The 19555-nt window shown below is 60.7% G+C and carries 15 protein-coding genes and 1 pseudogene; 6 read left to right on the plus strand and 10 right to left on the minus strand.

Annotation, left to right across the window (positions count from 1 at the left end):
- Positions 1 to 4 precede the first annotated feature (4 nt).
- The 8 genes and pseudogenes from FJ954_RS17935 to FJ954_RS17970 all read right to left on the minus strand — a co-directional run bounded on the left by FJ954_RS17935 (position 5) and on the right by FJ954_RS17970 (position 10108).
- Positions 5 to 1327, minus strand: coding sequence for an FAD-binding oxidoreductase (locus FJ954_RS17935; protein WP_140662216.1), 1323 nt, complete (start codon positions 1325 to 1327; stop codon positions 5 to 7).
- A 274-nt stretch (positions 1328 to 1601) separates the two neighbouring features.
- Positions 1602 to 1730: pseudogene (locus FJ954_RS17940) on the minus strand (IS481 family transposase); the annotation flags it as partial.
- Between the two features lie 47 nt (positions 1731 to 1777).
- Entirely contained in the window at positions 1778 to 3088 is a 1311-nt protein-coding gene (locus FJ954_RS17945) for an FAD-binding oxidoreductase (protein WP_140662429.1), read from the minus strand.
- 55 nt (positions 3089 to 3143) lie between these two features.
- Positions 3144 to 4028, minus strand: coding sequence for an ABC transporter permease (locus FJ954_RS17950; RefSeq protein WP_140662217.1), 885 nt, complete (start codon positions 4026 to 4028; stop codon positions 3144 to 3146).
- A 32-nt stretch (positions 4029 to 4060) separates the two neighbouring features.
- The gene (locus FJ954_RS17955) at positions 4061 to 5011 is read right to left on the minus strand and encodes an ABC transporter permease (RefSeq protein ID WP_140662218.1); all 951 of its coding nucleotides are present in this window, start codon (positions 5009 to 5011) and stop codon (positions 4061 to 4063) included.
- Positions 5012 to 5091: 80 nt separating this feature from the next.
- Positions 5092 to 6762 (minus strand): peptide ABC transporter substrate-binding protein, encoded by a 1671-nt coding sequence (locus FJ954_RS17960; protein WP_140662431.1) that lies wholly within the window; start codon positions 6760 to 6762, stop codon positions 5092 to 5094.
- Positions 6763 to 6785: 23 nt separating this feature from the next.
- Positions 6786 to 8450: an ABC transporter ATP-binding protein gene (locus tag FJ954_RS17965; protein ID WP_140662219.1), complete on the minus strand. Its 1665-nt coding sequence runs from the start codon at positions 8448 to 8450 to the stop codon at positions 6786 to 6788.
- A 770-nt stretch (positions 8451 to 9220) separates the two neighbouring features.
- Positions 9221 to 10108 (minus strand): LysR family transcriptional regulator, encoded by an 888-nt coding sequence (locus tag FJ954_RS17970; RefSeq protein WP_140662220.1) that lies wholly within the window; start codon positions 10106 to 10108, stop codon positions 9221 to 9223.
- Between the two features lie 73 nt (positions 10109 to 10181).
- Between FJ954_RS17970 and FJ954_RS17975 the strand changes: the two genes are divergently transcribed.
- The 6 genes from FJ954_RS17975 to FJ954_RS18005 all read left to right on the plus strand — a co-directional run bounded on the left by FJ954_RS17975 (position 10182) and on the right by FJ954_RS18005 (position 17065).
- On the plus strand, positions 10182 to 11228 hold the full coding sequence (locus tag FJ954_RS17975) for a four-carbon acid sugar kinase family protein (protein WP_140662221.1): 1047 nt from the start codon (positions 10182 to 10184) through the stop codon (positions 11226 to 11228).
- Positions 11225 to 12217 carry a 4-hydroxythreonine-4-phosphate dehydrogenase PdxA gene (pdxA, locus tag FJ954_RS17980; protein WP_140499541.1) on the plus strand — a complete coding sequence of 331 codons (993 nt, stop codon included), beginning with the start codon at positions 11225 to 11227 and terminating at the stop codon, positions 12215 to 12217. The genes FJ954_RS17975 and pdxA overlap by 4 nt, the downstream gene beginning before the upstream one ends.
- A gap of 21 nt (positions 12218 to 12238) precedes the next feature.
- The gene (locus FJ954_RS17985; RefSeq protein WP_140499543.1) at positions 12239 to 13303 is read left to right on the plus strand and encodes a cupin domain-containing protein; all 1065 of its coding nucleotides are present in this window, start codon (positions 12239 to 12241) and stop codon (positions 13301 to 13303) included.
- A gap of 795 nt (positions 13304 to 14098) precedes the next feature.
- On the plus strand, positions 14099 to 15424 hold the full coding sequence (locus FJ954_RS17995) for an FAD-binding oxidoreductase (protein ID WP_140555434.1): 1326 nt from the start codon (positions 14099 to 14101) through the stop codon (positions 15422 to 15424).
- An 80-nt stretch (positions 15425 to 15504) separates the two neighbouring features.
- Positions 15505 to 16578 carry a tartrate dehydrogenase gene (locus FJ954_RS18000; protein WP_140662222.1) on the plus strand — a complete coding sequence of 358 codons (1074 nt, stop codon included), beginning with the start codon at positions 15505 to 15507 and terminating at the stop codon, positions 16576 to 16578.
- Between the two features lie 10 nt (positions 16579 to 16588).
- Entirely contained in the window at positions 16589 to 17065 is a 477-nt protein-coding gene (locus FJ954_RS18005; protein ID WP_140656687.1) for an Lrp/AsnC family transcriptional regulator, read from the plus strand.
- 136 nt (positions 17066 to 17201) lie between these two features.
- Here FJ954_RS18005 and FJ954_RS18010 read toward each other — a convergent pair whose 3' ends face one another.
- Positions 17202 to 18578 carry an aspartate aminotransferase family protein gene (locus FJ954_RS18010; RefSeq protein ID WP_140662432.1) on the minus strand — a complete coding sequence of 459 codons (1377 nt, stop codon included), beginning with the start codon at positions 18576 to 18578 and terminating at the stop codon, positions 17202 to 17204.
- A 14-nt stretch (positions 18579 to 18592) separates the two neighbouring features.
- Positions 18593 to 19432, minus strand: a complete 840-nt coding sequence (locus FJ954_RS18015) for a GNAT family N-acetyltransferase (protein WP_140662223.1) — start codon at positions 19430 to 19432, stop codon at positions 18593 to 18595.
- Positions 19433 to 19555 lie beyond the last annotated feature (123 nt).

Below are 19555 nucleotides of genomic sequence, written 5' to 3' on the forward strand. Positions count from 1 at the left end.
ATCTTCAGATAGCGGCGATGTCGAGCTTCGAGCCGTCGACCAGACGCGACAGGCGGAACGGAGTAGGATCGACGCAAGGCGTGTCGTTTACGACAAGCTCTGCGGCCAGATAACCAAGCCCCGGGCCCAAACCGAAGCCGTGGCCCGAGCAGCCCGCCGCGAGGACGAGGCCTTTTACCCCGTCCACCTGCGACACCACAGGCACTGCGTCCGGCGTGCAATCGACGAATCCCCCCCAGGCACTATCAATCTCTATATCGCCGAGTTGGGGGAAGGTCTTCCGGACACTCTCGACCACTTGGCTTACTAGCCATTTTAAGGGTGGAGGATCCAGCACGCGATTCTGTTCGAAGATCCGGTCGTCGTTGGTCAGCAGCGCCGGCATTGAATCCGGCCCCGAAAGGAACGATTGGCCGATGCCGAGCCTGACGTTCTTTAGGCGACGCAAGAATTGCGGCATGAATTCCCGGCTATACCGGATAGCTTGGGGCGTGATTTCGAGGTTCGCCTTGCCGCTGATCGCAAGCGTATAGCTGCCGTCCAGTCGGCGCGTGATCGTGCAGTAGGGTGTGGAGATCGCCTCGCCTATGTTGATTGTCGGGGTGGAACGCAGCGCGGTCTGCCGGATGCTCGCTTGGGGGAAACTGGCCCCGAGCGGCCTAAGGAAGCGCGAGGACCAGGCACCAGCGGCGCACAATACCGCGCTGGTTCTGATGTAGCCCTTCTCCGTGTGCACGCCCGCAATCTTGCCATTGGCCGAGTCGAGCGCCCGCGCGGCGCATTCCTGGTGGATGGTGGCGCCCAGAGCTCTGGCCCCATCGGCGATAGCCGGCGCGGCGAGCGCAGGTTCGGCCTTACCATCCCGTTCCGAATAGGTCCCGCCGACCCATTTGTCGCGCGCTTCGGGGACGCGCTCGGCCACCTCCGCCCGGCTCAGCATGCGGGTGTCGACCTCGTACTCCCTGGCGACCTCGCGCCACCTTTCCCAGCCGGCGAGCACAGCCTCGTCGTGAGTCGCAGAGACGAGACCGCAGCGTCGAAATCCAAGGTCCCGATTGATATCACGCGTCAGCTCGTCCCACAGTCGCATGGAGATTACTGAGAGCGGCAGTTCGCGCCGATCGCGGTTCTGCTGACGGCACCAACCCCAGTTTCGGCTCGATTGTTCACAGGCAACGTGGCCCTTCTCGAGCAGAGCCACAGAGAGGCCACGCTTTGCCAGGAAATAGGCGGCCGTAGACCCGAGGATGCCGCCGCCGACGATGACGACGTCGACCTCGGCCGGGAGACGCTCATCGCTGTGAATGCGTTCGACTCGGGGCGACATGTTCCAACCAACCTCGGCTGCCAAGAGTGCGGAAGCAAAGTTCCGATCAGCCCTTCATCGCATCGTGCGCTCGAAAGAATGTGCCGAAATCATCGAGGACTTCGCCAGATGTGCGGGTTTTTGATCCCTTGATCGATACGAACTGCTCAAGCCCGACCGAGTTCCAGTTCGGCGCTGAGCGGGGTCACCTGCTCGCGAGTCCGTTGGATCGCGCTTGAGGGTCTCGAGCCTGCATGCGAAGTAGTAGGTGGGCAACGAAGTCAGCGAGGTGTTACCTGAGCTGATCGTGGCTCTCGTGGAAGAAGCGTTTGACCGTGGCGTCCTTGATCGTGCGGTCCATCCTCTCGGCCTGTCCATTGGTCGAATGATGCTTCGCCTTAGTCGTACGGTGCTCGATGTCGTTCGTGGCGCAGGCATATTCGAAGGCATGCGCTCCGTCACCTTTGGCCGTCAGCGGCTGGCGCGCCAGAAGGCGATGCGGTCCTGCAACCGATAGCCCTGGATAATCGCCGGCATGAACCACGGATTGCCGCGGTAGAGCGGGATGGCGGAAGGCGGTCGAAAGTCGAACGCCGTGCGCGACTGCTCGCCATGCCCCATCAGCTTGTGGGCCGCACGCATTCCGATCCATGGTGCCCAGACCACGCCCGAACCGCAGAAGCCGGTGGCATAGACCACACCACCCTTCTCGAAGATGCGGGGCAGCATGTCGCGGTTCATCGCGACGTTGCCGAACCAGCAATGCGAAAGGCGCACGTTTTCCAACCCCGGGAAAAGGTTCACCAGGCCCCTGCGTAGGAGAAGTTTCGGGGCAATCGGATCGCCGACACGAGAACTGTCGCGCCCCCCCAGCAGAATGCGTTTTCCGTCAGGCGAGGGACGATAATAGAAACCGAGTTGCCGATTCTCCGTAATAGTCATCAGCTTCGGCATCAGTCGCGCCATGACATCGGGCGCAAGTTCCTCGGTGACGATGATACGACTGCGAACCGGAACCAGGCGGCGACGCAGGAAAGGAGCGGCGGCGTCGGTATATCCATTTGTACAGACCAGAACCTGCCGCGCATCCACCGTCCCTGCGGAAGTCACCACGCGAAAGCCCGAACCATTCCTCTCGATCGACTTGACTACCGTATGCGAATGAACCGTCAACCCGGATGCGAGCGCGACCCGCAGAAGTTCAGCATGGAATTTGGCCGGGTGTAGCCCGCCAATGTCCATCCGGACGGTCCCGCCGCGGTAGAAGTCGGTGCCAATATAGTTTCGCTGCTCTGCATGCGGAACGGCGTAGGACTCGATCCGCAGTTTCTTCGCCAGAGTCTCGGCGCCGCGCGCCATCTTCTCATACTGTTCATATCCGAAAGCGCCTTTGAACTGGCCGACGAGGCGGAAATCGCAGTCGAGCCCTTCGGTCTTGATGAAGTCGTACAGGAATTCGCGCGCGATCTTGCCCTCGGCCTCGATCGCCATGGCCTTCTCTTCACCGAAGCGCCTGGTGATCGTGGCAGAATCCGGCCGGATGCTCCCGCTCGTAATCCCGCCATTGCGCGTGGAAGCACCCTCGCCCGGATGCATCGCATCAAATGCAGCAACCGAGCGCCCCTCGCGCGCCAGCACGAGCCCGGCCGAAAGCCCGGCATAGCCGGCGCCGACAATCACCACGTCGAGCGTCTTTGCCAGCGGCTGCCGCGGCAGCGGCATGACGGGTGCCGCTTCCCACCAGTAGGGCGTGTTTTTCTCGGCGACTTCTGGCTCTTGCACGTGACTGACTTCTCTTGATGTTCCGGGGTTTAACAAAGCGATCGCTCGCGACACTTCAAATATGGTCGTCCCGGACGTCCAGCGCGTCACGCAGTCCGTCACCAATGAAATTGAAACTGGTTACCGCGATGGTGATGGCAGCTCCGGGAATGATTGCCAGCCAAGGCGCACTGCCCAGATATTGCTGGGCGCCGTTGAGCATGTTGCCCCAGCTTGGTAGTGGCGGCTGGATGCCGTAGCCGAGAAAGCTGATGTAAGCCTCCATGAGAATGGCGCGCGCCACGGTCAAGGTGGAAGCAACGATAATCGGTCCCATGGCGTTGGGCAGTATCTCGCGGAACATGATGTGGGTGCCGCTCAATCCGAGCATGCGGCCGGCCAGGACGAACTCGCGTTCGCGCAACGAGCGGACCTCGGCCTCCACAATTCGCGCTACTTCCATCCAGCTGGTCGCGGCGATGACGACGGTGATCATTATCGGGCTGGGTTTCAGGGCTGCGGCAAGAGCCAGCACAAGGAAGATAGACGGGAAGGCCAGAAAGCCGTCTACCATTCGCATCAGCGACGCTCCTATCCAGCCGCCGCGGTATCCGGCAACTACCCCAACGAGCGTGCCAATCAGCGTCGACAGCAGCATGGCGAAGAAGCCCACAAGCAACGAGATTCGTCCCGCCATCAAGAGCCTTGCCGCCAGGTCGCGGCCGAGCGGATCGGTGCCCAGAAAGTGGTGGCCCGTAAGCGGGGGAGCAAAGCGGGCCCGCAGATCGATATACAGTGAATCGTAAGGCAGGAGATGGGGGCCGACGATGCAAGCGAGACACAGAAAGACGATCATCGCCAAGCCGAGCAGCGCCAGGCGATGGCGCATGAAACGAAGCGCCGCACGGTTGTTTCTCCAGCGGCTTGGAGCTGCATTTGTATTTGCCGTGAGGGCGGTCATATCGGCTGTCTCCTGTCGGGGAAGTTGCGTGATCAAGCCAGACGAATACGCGGATCAACAATAGCGACGACAATATCAGCGATCAGGTTTCCAAGCAGAACGAGGATGGCCGAGAACATCAGCAACCCCATCACAACCGGATAGTCGCTGTAACCAAGACTATCGAGGAACAAACGTCCCATTCCTGGCCAGGTAAAGACAGTTTCGGTCACAAGCGCGCCGGTCAGGACGCTGGGAAGCTGCATCCCCGCCAGGGTAATCATCGGCAAGAGCGCGTTGCCGACGACATGCTTCATCAGAATCCGGCGCTCACTCAACCCCTTGGCTCGAGCCGTCTTGACGAAATCCTGGCTAATGGCTTCGAGGGTCGCCGTTCGCATGTAGCGGCTCCAGATCGCGACATGGACCAGCGACAGCACTATACTTGGCAGGATCAGGTGGTGGAGATAGCCCAGGATCGAGCTATCGCCGATCTCGGACATATTGCCCGCCGGCAGCCAGCCCAGCTTCAAGGTAAAGATGTAGATGCCGACGAGGCCGAACCAGAAGGTAGGGACCGACAATGCAACCATGGCGCCAACGGTTGCGAGATAGTCGAATAGCGAGTAGCGGCGTGTGGCGCCCCGGATTCCGATCCAGGCGCCAAGGGAGATCGCAATCACGGTTGAGGATCCCATCAGCAACAGCGTGGCGAACAGATGGCTGCCGATGATCTGCAATACCGGCGCTCCGTCACGGAAGGAGTGACCCCAGTCGCCCTGCAGCAGCCGCCATGCCCAGTCCAGGTATTGGATCCATATAGGCCGATCGAGGCCCAGCAACCCCTTCAGCCGCTCGATATCCTGCTGGGTCATTCCGGGATCGAGCCCGAATTGCGCGAGCGGGCCGCCCGGGAGGAGGTTCAGAATGCCGAAGCCGATGATCGAAACGATCACAAGCAGCACCAGGCTCTGCGAGAGGCGATTGAGCAGGAAGCCGCGCATTCTGAGTCCTCCGTTGTGGGTTGGCGATTTTAGGCTGTTGCCGTCGCCGCAGTGAAATCCGGCGACGGCAATAGGATGGATCAGGCCTTCCAGCGCCAGTCTGCGGCATGCCACGACGCGGTGCGCGTGTTGGCATTGGGCTTGAAACCATCCAACCCTGCCTTGCGTCCGAGCACGTTTGTGATCGCCAACAGCGGCAGGAAGGGCAGATCATGGCGCACCACTTCCTGTACGTGATTATAGATCCCGCGCCGCTCTTCCTGATCGAAGCTGCGAGCACCCTTTTCAAGCAGGGCATCGACTTCGGGGTTGGAATATTGCCCGGTGTTCGAACCGTGCCCGCCTTGAGCAGCGATTGCCTTCGTATGGAGGCGGTTTGTGGCGTCGGGGTCCGCGGCTATCAGATAGGTAACGCCGACCATGGCGGTGTCGAACTGCGACTTCAGCCAGAATTCGCCCCACATGACTGCAGCCGGCAAGTTCGAGATCGTCATCTCGACGCCGATCTCGGCAAACGTCTGCTGCAGGAACTGCTGCGTCTGCTCGCGAAGGTTGTTGCCTGAAGTTGTCGAGTTGGAGAAGGCCAGTCGCACTCCATCCTTGACGCGGATTCCATCCGACCCCGGCACCCAGCCGGCCTCATCAAGAATCTGACGTGCGCGGTCCAAATTGAACTCCTGCACGGGCAGGTTCGGATTGTAGTAGTAGGACTCCTGCGGCATGAAGGTCTCGGTGAGTGTGCCCACGCCGTAATAGATCGTGTCGACGATCGCTTTCCTGTCCATCGCGGCGTAGAGCGCCTGGCGCACAGCCAGGTCCTTGAACTGCGGGCGCCCCAAATTGAGGTAGATCGACTCCACGGATGCGCCGGTCTCCAGTGTCACCACGCGGTCAGGCAGTTCGCGGGCTTCAGCATAATGGTCGGCGGTAATGTAGGATTGATCGACCAGGTCCACGTCGCCGCTCTTGAACTGCGTGTACAGCACGGTCATGTCGGGGATGTATTTGAAGATGAGCTGCTCGACATAAGGGCCCTCGCCGGCATACTCAGAATTGGCGACGAGTTCGATATGATCGCCCGCGACGCGCTGGCTCCATTTGAATGCGCCGGTTCCGACCGGCGCCTGGTTGAACGCGGCTGTATTGGGATCGGCCTCTTTCCCCAGAATGTGCTTGGGCACCATGAAGGTTTCGGCCAGGAACGAAAGATAGGGCGCAAAAGCCTCCTTCATCCGCCATGTGATCTCGGTTGGCGAAACCACCGTGATGTCCTGGACGAGCGAATGGCCGCTCGTACGCCAGGCGCGAAACTTCGGGTCCGTGATGAGTTCAAGAGTGTACTTCACGTCCTCGGCCGTAAAGGGCTCACCGTCGTGCCAGCGTACATCGTCACGCAACCGGATGCGCCAGTTGAGGCCGTCCTCCGAAATGCCGCCGTTCTTCTGGCTTGGCACCTCGGCCGCGAGATTTGGTTGAAGGACGCCTTCAGCATCCATCCTGACCAACGCATCGAAAACCGAGAAATGGACCGCATCATCGACTTCGATGTGCGCCATCAACGGATTGAACACGGTCGGCTCTTGTGAAAGACCGACGACGACGCGACCGGCCGGACCTCCGGCAGGGGTCTTGGCAAAAGCGGGCTTGCCCAGCAGATTGGGCGCGATCAAGCCTGCAGCTCCACCTAGCGCCATCAGCCGCAGCGCCTGGCGTCTCGAGTAGTTGGATGTAGTCGTTGAATCTTTGGTCATGGTAGTTCCTCTCTTGTTATTTTTCATGCGTTTGCTGCAATTGGACGGGCATTGCCCGGCCTCTCTCCTGGAATTGCCGCCACGAGTTGGCGCGTGTAGTCCGCTTGCGGGTTCAGGAATATCTGCGAGGGCGGTCCGCGCTCGACGATCCGGCCTTTCTGCATCACAGCGATTTCGTCGCAGATCTGGCTGGCGACGCGCAGGTCGTGGGTGATGAAGACCATCGACACGCCGGTCTCGCGCTGGATCTGATCCAGAAGCTGCAGGATCTGCGCCTGGATCGACACGTCGAGCGCGGAGACCGCCTCGTCCGCAATCAACAGCTTCGGCTTGAACATGAGCGCGCGAGCGATGCCGATGCGCTGGCGTTGCCCACCCGAGAACTCGTGCGGATAGCGGCCGAAGGCGCCCGCATCGAGACCGACATGGGCCAGAAGCGCACGCGCTTCCTCGCGCGCTTGGGCATAGGGCATCCCGTGCGCCACCGGACCCACCGTCAGTATATGGCCGACCGTCGAGCGTGGGTTCAGAGACGCAAAGGGATCCTGGAAGATCATCTGGATCCGCGGTCGAAGTGGGCGGAACTTCGCTTCGGAAAGCTTGGCTATGTCGGATCCCTCGAACAAAATCCCACCGCCGTCGCTGTCCAGCAGTTTGATCAACAGTCTGCCCAGCGACGATTTTCCCGAGCCGCTCTCGCCTACGACCCCCAGCGTTCGGCCAGGCGCCAGTTCAAACGAAACCTCGTTCACAGCTTTCACAATCCGCTGCGCGCCGAACAACGCACCGCCGCCACGATACGTCTTCACCAGACCCTCGACCTTCAGGATTGGCTCCTTGCTGGCAGGCTCCGCACGAAGGCGATCCTTGCCGATCAGATGCGGTACGGCCGCGATCAGGCGCTGGGTGTAAGGATGCTTGGGCGCCTTCAACACCTGGTCGGCGCTGCCCTGCTCGACGATGTGACCCTTTTCCATCACCACGACGCTGTCGGCGATCTCGGCCACTACGCCGAAATCGTGGGTGATGAACATCACGCTCATCCCCTTGCGGCGCTGAATGTCGCCGATCAGCTCCAGAATCTGTGCCTGGGTGGTCACGTCGAGCGCGGTCGTCGGTTCATCCGCGATCAGAACCGTCGGCTCGAGCGCCAAGGCCATGGCGATCATGACGCGCTGCCGCTGCCCACCCGAAAGCCGGAAAGGATATTGGTGATACATGAGTTCGGGATCTGGCAACCCCACTTCGGTGAGCAACTCGGTGGCGCGGTTTCGACAGGCTTGTGACGTGCCGAAGCCATGCGCGGCCATGACCTCGTCGATCTGCGCGCCCACCGTCATCAGGGGGTTGAGCGCCGAGAGCGGGTCCTGAAAGATCATCGACACGACCCGCCCACGCAGGTTGCGCAGCTTCTCGGGCGACATCCCGACGATGTTCATCCCCTCTAGCTGGATGACACCCGAGGAGACGCGGATCACCTTTGGCAGAAGGCCCATGATCGCGTTTGCGGTGACCGACTTACCCGATCCGGACTCGCCTATGATGCAAAGGATCTGGCCGCGTTTCAGATCGAAGGAAATGTTCTCGACCGCATAGGTTCGTTCCATGCCTTTCGGCAAATTCACCGTGAGGTCGCGCACCGAAAGCGCCACATCGTGAGAGGCTACAGCTTGGATGCTTGCGACCATCTGGATCACCTCCCATTCCATCGAAGCGGATCCACCCTGTTGCGGACCGCATCATCGCCCCTTGAGCAGCAAAGCGGCACCGTAGCAGCCGTAGCCTGGCCATTTCGGCGCTTCGCGCCCTGAGGCTGCGAGAGACGGATTCTACTCATCCTGGCGGCTCCCTTATGAAGTCCGGTCCCCGTACCGGACACTGTTCCCTTTTCTTGGAGAACTCTCCAATCGGGCAAGCTCTGCCTATCGGAGGTCCTCCGGAGCTTGCCTGCCGTAAGGAAGGGTGCCCCGTTCTTCCAGCCAGTGTGACTGTTCTATTTCCGCAGAGTCTTCGAAAGTTGGCGCTCGGGCGGCATGAACTTCTGAAAAAAACGTCCGAATTGGCATTTCACTCTGTTTGGCCTGCTGATGATAGCGTGGGATAGGGGAGAGTCTGAGAGTGATTGCCCGAAAATGAATGAGCGATGACGCCAGCGGCCGTGCCGACCTGTCCAAGGCGGGCACGGCATTCCTTGCGACAGGAAATTTGCACGATCCCCCGCGCCGGAATTTTCCGCATTTGAAATGGATCGCGCCCATCCAGGCGTTGAAGGCAGGTGACAACCGGCGTCACCTGCACGAAGCCCGTGATGCGGCCATGCGATGCCTCATCTGGATGCCTATAAAAGGCAGTGCGGAACCAAGCACGCCAAACTGTGCCGCATCATCGATGCCCGGCTGCTGCTTTTCGACGCCGGGTCGGCCACGTTCAGCTGGGCGAAGCTCCCAGAGCGCTCCCTTCAAAGGCGATTTAATCCCAGGCGGCTGAACTGCGCATGAAGCCACGCTGCGAGTTCAAACTCCACACCTTCCAGTTCACTCGAGCCCAACCATATCAACCCATATTGACTGCCGTCAGGGTCAAAGCCAGCAGGGGCCGCCAGGCTTCCTCGTTCCACATCGTCAATCGCAAGTACGAGCGGACTGAGGGCTACGCCAAAGCCTGCAGACGCAGCCTCGACGATCAGCGCGTGATTGTCGAAGTACCGGATGTCTGTGGGTCGACGCGCAGACGGATGGGTCTTCAGCCATTGCGCCCACGCGTCAGGTCGGGTCTTCGACCCGAGAGCGAGATAGAAGCCATGTTCGAACTCTGCCACAAGTTCAGGCCTCATAACGGGCCCAACCTTTTCGGAAAAAAGGGGCCGGACGTTCCACGTCTCAGGCACAGCGAAGTCCAGCCGTCGAATAGCGAGATCGACCTGCTTCTTACGAAAGTCCACCAGCCCTCCACCTACGGAGAGGTGGAGGGCCATGTTCGGATGCGCCACTTGAAGCGCGCCAAGCCGCGGAATGAGCCAACGCATGGCAACTGAAGGCTCGCAGGAGAGCACCAGAGTACTCTTCCCGGCATTGGCAACACGCAGGCTTTGTACTGTGGCGACCAACTCACCGAAAAACCTGCTGAGGGTGAGGTTGAGCGTCTCGCCGGCGGGGGTGAGCCGCAGGCCTCGCCCATTCTTTTCAAACAACCTGACACCGATGTCATTGGCGAGCTTGGTGATACGGCGACTGACGGCTCCGTGCGTGAGTGCAAGCGAGTCTGCTGCAAGCCGAACTGAGCCCAGCCGCGCTGTTGCTTCGAACGCGCGCAGGTCGTCGAGCGAGGGTATGTCCGAGCGATCCATCGGTGATAATCTATCACCGATTTCGTCAGAAACTATCGCTTTTCATCGCTTATGAGGTTTTGTTAATTGATGCATGCGCACCAATCATCAACCCAGTATAGCGGTCCTCGCCGACGACCTCACCAGCGCGGCAGATGGCGCAGCACCTTTCGTCGCCCGCGGCTTGACTGCGTCGATCGGCAGGGGCCGGCTTCCGAGCCGAGCGGCAGCGGTAATCGCAGTCGATAGCGGTTCGCGGTCTGCTACTGCGTCGCAAGCGTTCGAGCGGGTCGCTCGATTGACCGGCCGACTTGCCGGCCGTGGCGTGCTCTACAAAACAGTGGATTCCACGCTACGCGGCCACATAGCGGAGGAGCTTGAAGCATGCTTTGCGGCGAGCGGCCGCAAATCGCTGCTTTTTGCGCCGGCATTCCCCCAAGCCGGACGTACGACAGTGAGGGGCATTCAGTTCGTTGACGGCATCCCGGTCTCGGAAAGTTCGTATGGCCATGACCCAGTGCATCCCGTGCGGCATTCAGCGCTAGTCGACCTGGTGCCGAACTGCATCAAGAATGTCACGCTGCTTGATGCAGAAACGCAGGAAGAACTCGATTCGCAGATTGCTTCCATCGAGGATCCAGAGTCGGTCCTTTGGGTTGGTTCTCCCGGAATGGCTGCAGCCCTATCGCGGCGTTTTGTGCAAGCGAAGACCCCACCGCCATTGCTCGATGGCATCAGTAGCGATGTCTTGGTCGTCATTGGGAGCGCAAATTTGCGCAGTCATCAGCAGGCAGACCAACTCCAGGAGGTCAGGGGCGTGATGCTGCTGCGCGGACCAAGGGCGCGCGAGGCGGACTCGGCAGCGGTGCTGCGCCGTATCGCACAAGACGCAGCGCAAGAGCTTCAAAGCCCACGCTTCGGCGCTTTGATCGCCACCGGCGGCGACACGATGGACGCGATCCTGGATCTTCTCAACGTCCGTGAGTTCGAGATCCTGCAAGAACTCGATCCCGGATTCCCACTTGGTCTCGCCAGGCTTGGCGATGGGCGCTCGCTCCTGTTCGCGATGAAGGCCGGTGGCTTTGGCAGTGACGACGCCCTGACGCGCGCCGTCGCGCGGATACGTGGAGCAACCCAATGAAGAACATTCCCCCGCTTGCTCTCACGATGGGCGACGCCTCCGGCATTGGACCGGAGATCGTGGCGAAGGTGCTTGCGAAGGGCGGCGAACGCGTCGTCGTGTTCGGCAGCTATGTTGTCATGCAGGATATTGTACGCCGGCTCGGGTTGAACATCGAGGTGCGACGCATCAACGCTGCCGATGCAGCTCAATTCGAGCCGCGGCGAATTGAAGTTATCGAAACCACCCGCATTACCGGGTCCCCACCAATCGGGCGTATCAGCGCGATCTCCGGGCAGGCGGCCTTCGACGCCATCGTTGCAGCGATCGCAGCAGCGAAGTCCGGACAAGTGAGCGGCATCGTCACGGCCCCGATCAATAAAGAGGCGATGGCCAGCGCGGGAATCCGCTACCCCGGCCATACCGAAATTCTGGCCGACTACGGCGGCGCCAAGCGCGTGGCGATGATGCTTGCGAACGATGACATCCGCACGGTGCTCGTCACGATCCACACGTCGCTGAGCAAGGCGATCGAACAGGGCGATTTCGACGCTCAGCTATCCGCCATTCGGCTCGCCCACGACGGTGGAAAAGCTCTCGGCTTCGCGATCCCGCGTGTCGCCGTAGCAGGTCTCAATCCGCACGCAGGTGAAGGCGGCCTCTTCGGGGACGAGGAAATCCGGATCATACAACCTGCAATCGACGCGGCCCGAGCCGAGGGCATCGACGCCACTGGCCCTTATCCGGGCGACACCGTCTTCATGCAAGCACGTCAAGGCCGATTCGATGTTGTGGTGGCACAATACCACGATCAAGGGCTGATCCCTGTGAAGTATCTCGGGCTGGAAAAGGGCGTGAACATCACGCTTGGCCTGCCGTTCGTCCGCACCAGCCCAGATCATGGCACGGCCTTCGACATCGCGGGCCGGGGGATTGCAGACCAGGCCAGCTTGGAAACGGCGCTTGCCTACGCCAAGCGGCTGGTAGCGGCGCGAACCAAAACGAACTAGATTCGAAAGGAACCACCACCGATGGGGTTACGCTTTATCTTCATGCTTACGCGCAATGACCGCACGGTTCCGGACGCGTCGCAGCAACTTCAAACCGCGCTCAGCTTTGGCGTGCGGCACATCGGGTTCAAAGACATCGGCGTGCCGATCGAGCAGCTGAAAGGCCTCAATGCAGCCATCAGGACGGGCGGTGCAACTTCCTATCTGGAAGTCGTGTCACTGGACCGCGAAAGCGAAATTGCTTCGGCAAAGGCAGCTGCCGCAATCGGCGTTGACGTTCTTCTTGGTGGCACGCGGGTCGACGATGTGCTGCCGATCCTCAGGGACACCGGCATCCAGTACTTCCCGTTTCCGGGTCGGATTGCCGGTCATCCGAGCGTGCTTGAAGGCGCCATCGACGAAATTGTCGAAAGTGCCAAGACGATTGCAGGGCGCGATGGAGTGCATGGCCTGGACCTGCTGGCATACCGTTCGGCGCAGAACGTGCCCGAGTTGATGAAGGCTGTCTGCGCTGCGGTCACCAAGCCTGTCTACATTGCAGGTTCGATCGACACCCCTGAACGAATCGCAGTCGTCCAAAGCGCAGGCGCAGCTGGTTTTACGATTGGGACTGCGGCTTTGGATGGCAAGTACCCGGCCAATGGGAATGACCTACCAAGCCAACTCACCGCGATCATTCGCGACGTCGCTGCCCTGAACAAGCACCTTTCGCCAATTCACAAGAAGAATTTGTCAATTGAGTTTGCCGGGCTGCACGCGCCTTGGGAGCCTAAAGTCGAGGTGCATGTCAACAACATGCAAATCCAGGTCGCCCTGTTCAAGGGAAGCTCTAACTGGTCATTTCGGCAGCACGACGATCAGCTGTTCTTCGTTCACCGGGGACGCCTGCTCATGAAATTTCGTGACCGTGAAGAGATCATCGAACCCGGAGAGTTCATCGTCGTTCCATATGGCGTTGAGCACAGTGCGGTGGCCTTGGGCGAGGAAGGATGTGAAGTGTTGCTGGCAACGTCAACCGCTCTACCCTGCTACCCACCCGCGGGAACTGATCTCGCACACTCTGAGCGATCCCAGTTGACTGCTTAGCACGACGGAACCGACTGCTAGGTTTCAGTGAAATCATGACGCAAGGCGCAAGAGCAATCATGACCGTGGCTATAGTGCTGCATCGCGCCGACGGCGCACCCGTTGCAAGCTCTTTCCGCAGGGCAGCGTTCGGCAAGGACGACCCCTTGGTGGGGCATCGCGAAATCGCCTGGGAAGGACCGGACTCGATGATCGTGGGCCGAACCAGCTTTATTGGTGAGCTCGAAGTCGCAAGCTTGCCCCACATCGAAACCATCGTCGTGGTGGAAGGAGAGCTGATCCCCACGGCGACCGGGACGGCCCGCTGGTGCTCGGGCCGCAAGCGGGCGTTGTCATCGGATGTGGCACCGCGCTTCGGATCCAGAGCGGATCAGGCGTGCGGTTTTCGTTCTGCGCAGCCGCTTGCGACAAACCGACGAAGCCCGGCCTTGTCCAACTGTTCGCCGACGCCGACATCAAGCCGTCTGCTTCGCTACCGGCCGAGGCCTTGCTTGGCCCGGCCCCGCAATGCCGCAGAGACAACGTCTTCTCCAGCGACGGCGCGGATTGCCATGCGGGCACGTGGGATTCAACCCCATAGGCCGCTTACGCAATCGACGCCCCTTCACACGAGATGGCTTTGAGGCTTCAGCCTACCTCCCCTCTGTGAGGTGGGACGCCAGCGAGCTTTTCACGCAATAATTTGCATGTCCTAAGGCTCACTAACCGCAGGATATTCCGTCCAGGCACACAACTCCGCAGCCTGTCTATTCTCGGCGCGGGTTAGAATGCTTCAGAGTAACCGGAGTCCCGTAGATGCCCGCGCCGCTAATGCACATCGAGTGCAGCCCTTCCCTGCCCCGCGAGGCGGACGTCGTCGTGATCGGCGGCGGCGTCGTGGGCGTGTTCACGGCGTATTATCTCGCACGCCGCGGCTTCAGCGTCGCCCTGGTCGAGAAAGGGCGGGTGGCCGCCGAGCAGTCCAGTCGAAACTGGGGCTGGTGCCGCCAGCAGAACCGTGATGCGCGCGAGCTGCCGATGGCGACCAAGAGCCTCGATCTCTGGGAGAAGGTGGCACAGGAGACTGGCGAGAACACTGGATTTCGCCGGTGCGGGCTCCTCTATCTCTCACAAGACGAAAATGAGCTGGCGGGCTGGGCGAAGTGGCGTGACTTCGCCGGGACAGTGGGCGTTACGACGCATGTGCTGAGCGCGGAGGAAGCCACCGAGAAGGGCAAGGTGACCGGACGCAAGTGGAAGGGCGGCGTTTTCTCACCGACTGACGGAACGGCGGATCCGTCCAAGGCAGTGCCGGTTGCCGCCCGCGGTATCATGGCGGCCGGCGGTACCGTCCATCAGCATTGCGCGGCGCGCGGGCTGGAGTTGAGCGCTGGCAGGGTCAGTGGCGTCGTTACGGAAGCGGGAACCATCCGTACGAAGACCGCGGTCATGTCCGGAGGCGCGTGGGCTTCCTCCTTCTGCAACCAGCTTGGTATGCGCTTCCCGCAAGCTGCCGTGCGTCAATCCATTCTAGCCGTGGCGCCAGGCGCAAGCGGCCTGCCCGATGCCCTGCATACAGCGAGCGTCTCGCTGACGCGGCGCAGCAACGGTGGATACACGCTGGCTATCAGCGGGCGGGCTCGCGTCGATCCAACGCCGCAGCAGTTCAGGTTCAGCCGCGAGTTTATCCCGATGTTCGCCCGCCGCTGGCGCAATCTCGCCCCGGGCGCCTTCGAGGGCTGGCGCCAAGGCCATGAAAGCCTGCGCAAATGGGGCCTTGACGATATTACGCCAATGGAACGGAACCGGATTCTCGACCCGAAGCCCGACATGGGACAGATTCGACTGACATATCGAAGAGCCTGTGAATTGATCCCCGAACTCCAGCGCGTCGCAATCTCCGATGCCTGGGCGGGCTATATCGACAGTACACCCGACGGCATTCCCGCGATCGGTGAAGTGGAGGGGATTCCGGGCTTCATCCTGGCGGCGGGATTCAGTGGTCACGGCTTCGGCATTGGCCCCGGCGCGGGGCATATGATCGCCGACATCATTACAGGCAGCGAGCCTATTGTCGACCCGCGTCCTTATAGGCCCGAACGCCTGAAGACCGCTGCGTGGGGCAAGGTCGCTGAATTCTGAGAAGATCAACTTACAGGTAACAATCGGTCGCACACGAGATTAAGGCTGCGAGCAGCCGTGCTGAAAACAGGGAAGTGACGATGCGCGAATACGAGATTGCCGCCATTCCTGCCGACGGGATCGGCCCGGAGGTGATCGCCGCCGGTCTCCAGGCGCTTGAGGCGCTGCAGCAGCGCTGCGGCGACTTCAAGCTGCGCGTCCAGCACTTCGACTGGGGCTCGGACTACTACAAGGCCAATGGCCGGATGATGCCCGAAGATGGAGTGGCGCAACTGAAGCGCTTCGATGCCATCTTCTTTGGTGCGGTCGGCGCTCCCGATGTGCCCGACGACATCACGCTTTGGGGTCTCCGGCTGCCGATCTGCCAAGGCTTTGATCAATACGCGAATGTGCGGCCGACCAGGATATTGCCGGGCATCGTTTCGCCGCTGGCGGGCGTTGGCCCCGGCGATCTGGATTGGGTGATCGTGCGGGAGAATTCGGAGGGTGAGTATTCCGGCCATGGCGGCCGTGCCCACCGCGGCCTCCCAGAGGAGGTCGGAACCGAAGTCGCGATCTTCACGCGCGTCGGGGTCACGCGCATCATGCGCTATGCATTCCGGCTGGCGCGGTCACGGCCGCGAAAGCTCCTGACTGTGGTTACGAAATCCAACGCGCAGCGTCACGGCATGGTAATGTGGGATGAAATCGCAGCCGAGGTGGCGCAAGAGTTCCCTGACGTCGCGTGGGACAAGATGCTGGTTGATGCTATGACGGTGCGCATGACACTCAAACCTTGCAGCCTCGACACGATCGTCGCCACCAATCTTCACGCCGACATTTTGTCGGACCTTGCAGGCGCGCTGGCGGGCAGTCTCGGCGTTGCACCGACCGCCAACATTGATCCCGAGCGGCGCTATCCCTCGATGTTCGAGCCAATTCACGGCTCGGCTTTCGACATTGCCGGCAAGGGTATCGCCAACCCCGTCGCCACGTTCTGGACCGCTGCCCAGATGCTCGAACATCTGGGCGAAAGCGCAGCCTCCGTCCGGTTGAAGAGCTCTGTGGAAACAGTGACGAGTGAAGGCGTGCTGACGCCGGACGTTGGTGGGACAGCGACCACGCAGGACGTGACGGACGCCGTCTGCCGGACGATCCGCGGTTCGAACGTGTGACAGGTTTGCGATGAAGCTCGACAAGATCGACATCAAGATCTTATCCCAACTGCAAAAGAACGGGCGGGTCACCAACGTCGAGCTTGCCGACCTGGTCAATCTATCGCCGAGCCCTTGCCTGATGCGGGTGAAGAAGCTTCAGGCGGAAGGCTTCATCACCGGCTATTCCGCCCAGATCGATGTGTCGAAGCTCGGACAGACTCTGACGATCTTCACCGAGGTTACGCTCAAGCACCATCAACAAAACGACTTCGCGAGATTTCTCACCGCCATTCAGAAAGTTGATTCCGTCATCGAATGCCATCTGATTTCGGGCGGTTACGACTATCTTGTGAAGTTCGTCACAGCGGGCATAAGCGAGTATCAGACGATCATGGAGCGCATGCTCGAACTGGATATCGGGATCGACAAATATTTCAGCTTCGTCGTGCTGAAGTCACCGATCGTAAAATCCCATTTGCCTCTCGACATCATTTTCGACAGATGAAATGGCGCGCTCCGCGGTCCTAGACCTGAGAAGCCGTACACCACCGCGCCCACATGCTGTTTCAGCCACGCTTGTGCAACAGCAGGACGTTCCACATACCTGAAAATTGCCAAGTTCGCTTCGGCGATGGCAGTGATCAACCCTTCATCGCCGCCCGCACATCCTTGTCTTCTAGCGTCTGGTCCAACGTCATCCGGGTACGTTCGAGGATTCCATCGATATCGTCGTCCGTGCAGCAGAGCGGCGGCGCAAAGCCGAGGATGCCGCTGTTGAAGGCGCGAATGACAAGGCCGTTGTCCCACGCGCGGTCGAAGATGCGGCGCCCCGGATCGGCCGCCGCCGGCAGCGGCCTTTTGCGCTCCTTGTCCGTGACCAGCTCAATCGCAGCCAGCATGCCGCGACCGCGAATATCGCCAACCAGCGGGTGATCGGCGAGCGAGTGGAGCCCCTTCATCAGGCGCCTCCCGACCTTCCGTCCGTTGTCGAGCAAGCCATCCTCATAGAGACGCAGGCATTCGAGCCCGACCGCCGCGCTCACCGGATGGGCTGAGTAGGTATAGCCGTGGCCGACAGCCGCTTTGCCGGCTCCGTCCGCGATCGTATTGTAGACATGGTCGGCCAAGAAGACGGCGCCCATCGGCACATAGCCCGACGTGAGACCTTTCGCCGTGGTCATCAAATCCGGCACGACCTCGTCCTCCTCACACGCGAAAAGGGGGCCGGTGCGGCCAAAGGCGGTGATGACTTCGTCGGCAACGAACAGAATATCGTGTTCCTTGCACACGGCGCGCAGGGCCTTTAGCCAGCCTGCCGGTGGAACCAGGACGCCGCCCGAACCCTGGATAGGTTCAGCGTAGAAGGCCGCGACGCGATCGGCGCCGAGTTCATCGATTTTGGCCCGCAGCGCCGCGACCGATGCGTCGATGATCGTCTGCGGATTAGAACCGACCGGATTGCGATAGGCGTAGTGTGATGGAATCTTGTGCTGCCAGTCGTAAGGCACTCCAAAGCCCGCATGGAAAGCCGGCAGCGCGGTCAGACCTGCCCCTACCGTCGAGGATCCATGGTAGCCATACTCGACCGAGATAAACTGATCTTTTCGCGGCGTACCCTTGGCGTGGTAATAATAGCGAATGAAACGGATGGTGCTGTCTATCGCGTCGGAACCGCCCAGTGTGAAATAGACATGGTTCAGATCGCCAGGCGCCAGTTCGGCAAGCCGGGCGGCAAGGCGAATGGCCGGCTCAGACCCCAGCCCGAAATATCCCGTCGCATAAGGGAGCTCTCGTAGCTGCTTGGCCGCTGCCTCGACGACGCTTTCCTGCCCGTATCCGATGTTGACACACCAGAGACCCGCGAATCCGTCCAGCAAGGTTTTCCCGCTTGCCTCGGTCACTGTCGCGCCCTTGGCGGATTTGAGCACGCGCACGCCCGTCTCTTCGTGGCTCCGATAGCATGAAAACGGGTGAACCAGGTGCGCGCGGTCGAGTTCGATCAGGGAGTTTGCTAGCATTTCTTCCTCCGATTTCAGCGTAGCGCCTGACTGACGAGCGCATAAGTTCGGTGTGGCGTGGTTTCGTCGTTCGGCTCGTCTGCGGTTCGTCGCATCGTTATGCCACCGCCGACATGGGCCAATCCGCGACGGGTGAGCCACTCGCCGAGATCTGTGGATTCATCAGTGTCGATGCGGACAAACTCGCCCGCACTGTCGGCCAGTAGGAAGTCGATAAGGCATCTCGCTTCGTGAAGCTTCCTCGCCACCACAGGCCCAATCACCAGCCCTCGGCCAAACCGACGAATTGCCGCAAACGCCTCAACATCGCCTTCATCGCGAACGACGGCGAACTTCGCGCGTTCGCGCAACGAGCCCATGAGCGCCGACCGGTCATGACCAAAGGCTGCGCGATCGAGAACAACCAGGCGCGCGTGGTCGCAGTCATCGCCCCATGACACATGTGCCGGTGCGTCTACAGACGGCGCCAGGCCCTGGTGCTGCACAACCTTGCCGGTCGCGACAAATCCCAGCTTCTCGTAGAGTGGGAGCCCTTCCTGCGTTGCCACAAAATAACAAGTGCGCTCGCCTGTCCTAGCAAGCGCCTCCTCCATCAGCTTGCGACCTAGCCCTCGACCGCGCATTGCGGCATCGACGATGACCATGTTGACGGTGGCGGCATCGTCGCCATAGGGCGTCATCAAGATCGTCCCCACCACGCGTCCTTCCTCCTGGACAACGACGCCTTGGCTGAGCGATTGCATCAGTTCCCAGTCTTCACGACGGTGCGGCCATCCAACATGACGTGACAATTCGAGAGCATCGTTCAAATGCTCGGTTGTCATCCTCTTGAGCGTGATTTGCTCTGCGGTCATAGGTCTTTTCCCGGCCTGAATTCTTCAATGCCAAGTTAGGCTGCGGTCGCCAGCAGTTCCTCCCGACGCGCACCGGTGGGTTAGGTGTTTTGACTTTCGTTTGCCGCCGGCGCCGCATCTTGT

It is taken from the genome of Mesorhizobium sp. B2-3-15 (genome assembly GCF_006442875.1).
Taxonomy (GTDB): domain Bacteria; phylum Pseudomonadota; class Alphaproteobacteria; order Rhizobiales; family Rhizobiaceae; genus Mesorhizobium; species Mesorhizobium australicum.

Coding starts and splice junctions, on each gene's coding strand:
- FJ954_RS17960 (WP_140662431.1), bottom strand. CDS start 6,762: ATGACCAAAGATTCAACGACTACATCCAACTACTCGAGACGCCAGGCG.
- FJ954_RS17995 (WP_140555434.1), top strand. CDS start 14,099: ATGCCCGCGCCGCTAATGCACATCGAGTGCAGCCCTTCCCTGCCCCGC.
- pdxA (WP_140499541.1), top strand. CDS start 11,225: ATGAAGAACATTCCCCCGCTTGCTCTCACGATGGGCGACGCCTCCGGC.
- FJ954_RS18000 (WP_140662222.1), top strand. CDS start 15,505: ATGCGCGAATACGAGATTGCCGCCATTCCTGCCGACGGGATCGGCCCG.
- FJ954_RS18010 (WP_140662432.1), bottom strand. CDS start 18,578: ATGCTAGCAAACTCCCTGATCGAACTCGACCGCGCGCACCTGGTTCAC.
- FJ954_RS17970 (WP_140662220.1), bottom strand. CDS start 10,108: ATGGATCGCTCGGACATACCCTCGCTCGACGACCTGCGCGCGTTCGAA.
- FJ954_RS17965 (WP_140662219.1), bottom strand. CDS start 8,450: ATGGTCGCAAGCATCCAAGCTGTAGCCTCTCACGATGTGGCGCTTTCG.
- FJ954_RS17975 (WP_140662221.1), top strand. CDS start 10,182: ATGCGCACCAATCATCAACCCAGTATAGCGGTCCTCGCCGACGACCTC.
- FJ954_RS17950 (WP_140662217.1), bottom strand. CDS start 4,028: ATGACCGCCCTCACGGCAAATACAAATGCAGCTCCAAGCCGCTGGAGA.
- FJ954_RS17985 (WP_140499543.1), top strand. CDS start 12,239: ATGGGGTTACGCTTTATCTTCATGCTTACGCGCAATGACCGCACGGTT.
- FJ954_RS17955 (WP_140662218.1), bottom strand. CDS start 5,011: ATGCGCGGCTTCCTGCTCAATCGCCTCTCGCAGAGCCTGGTGCTGCTT.
- FJ954_RS17935 (WP_140662216.1), bottom strand. CDS start 1,327: ATGTCGCCCCGAGTCGAACGCATTCACAGCGATGAGCGTCTCCCGGCC.
- FJ954_RS18015 (WP_140662223.1), bottom strand. CDS start 19,432: ATGACCGCAGAGCAAATCACGCTCAAGAGGATGACAACCGAGCATTTG.
- FJ954_RS18005 (WP_140656687.1), top strand. CDS start 16,589: ATGAAGCTCGACAAGATCGACATCAAGATCTTATCCCAACTGCAAAAG.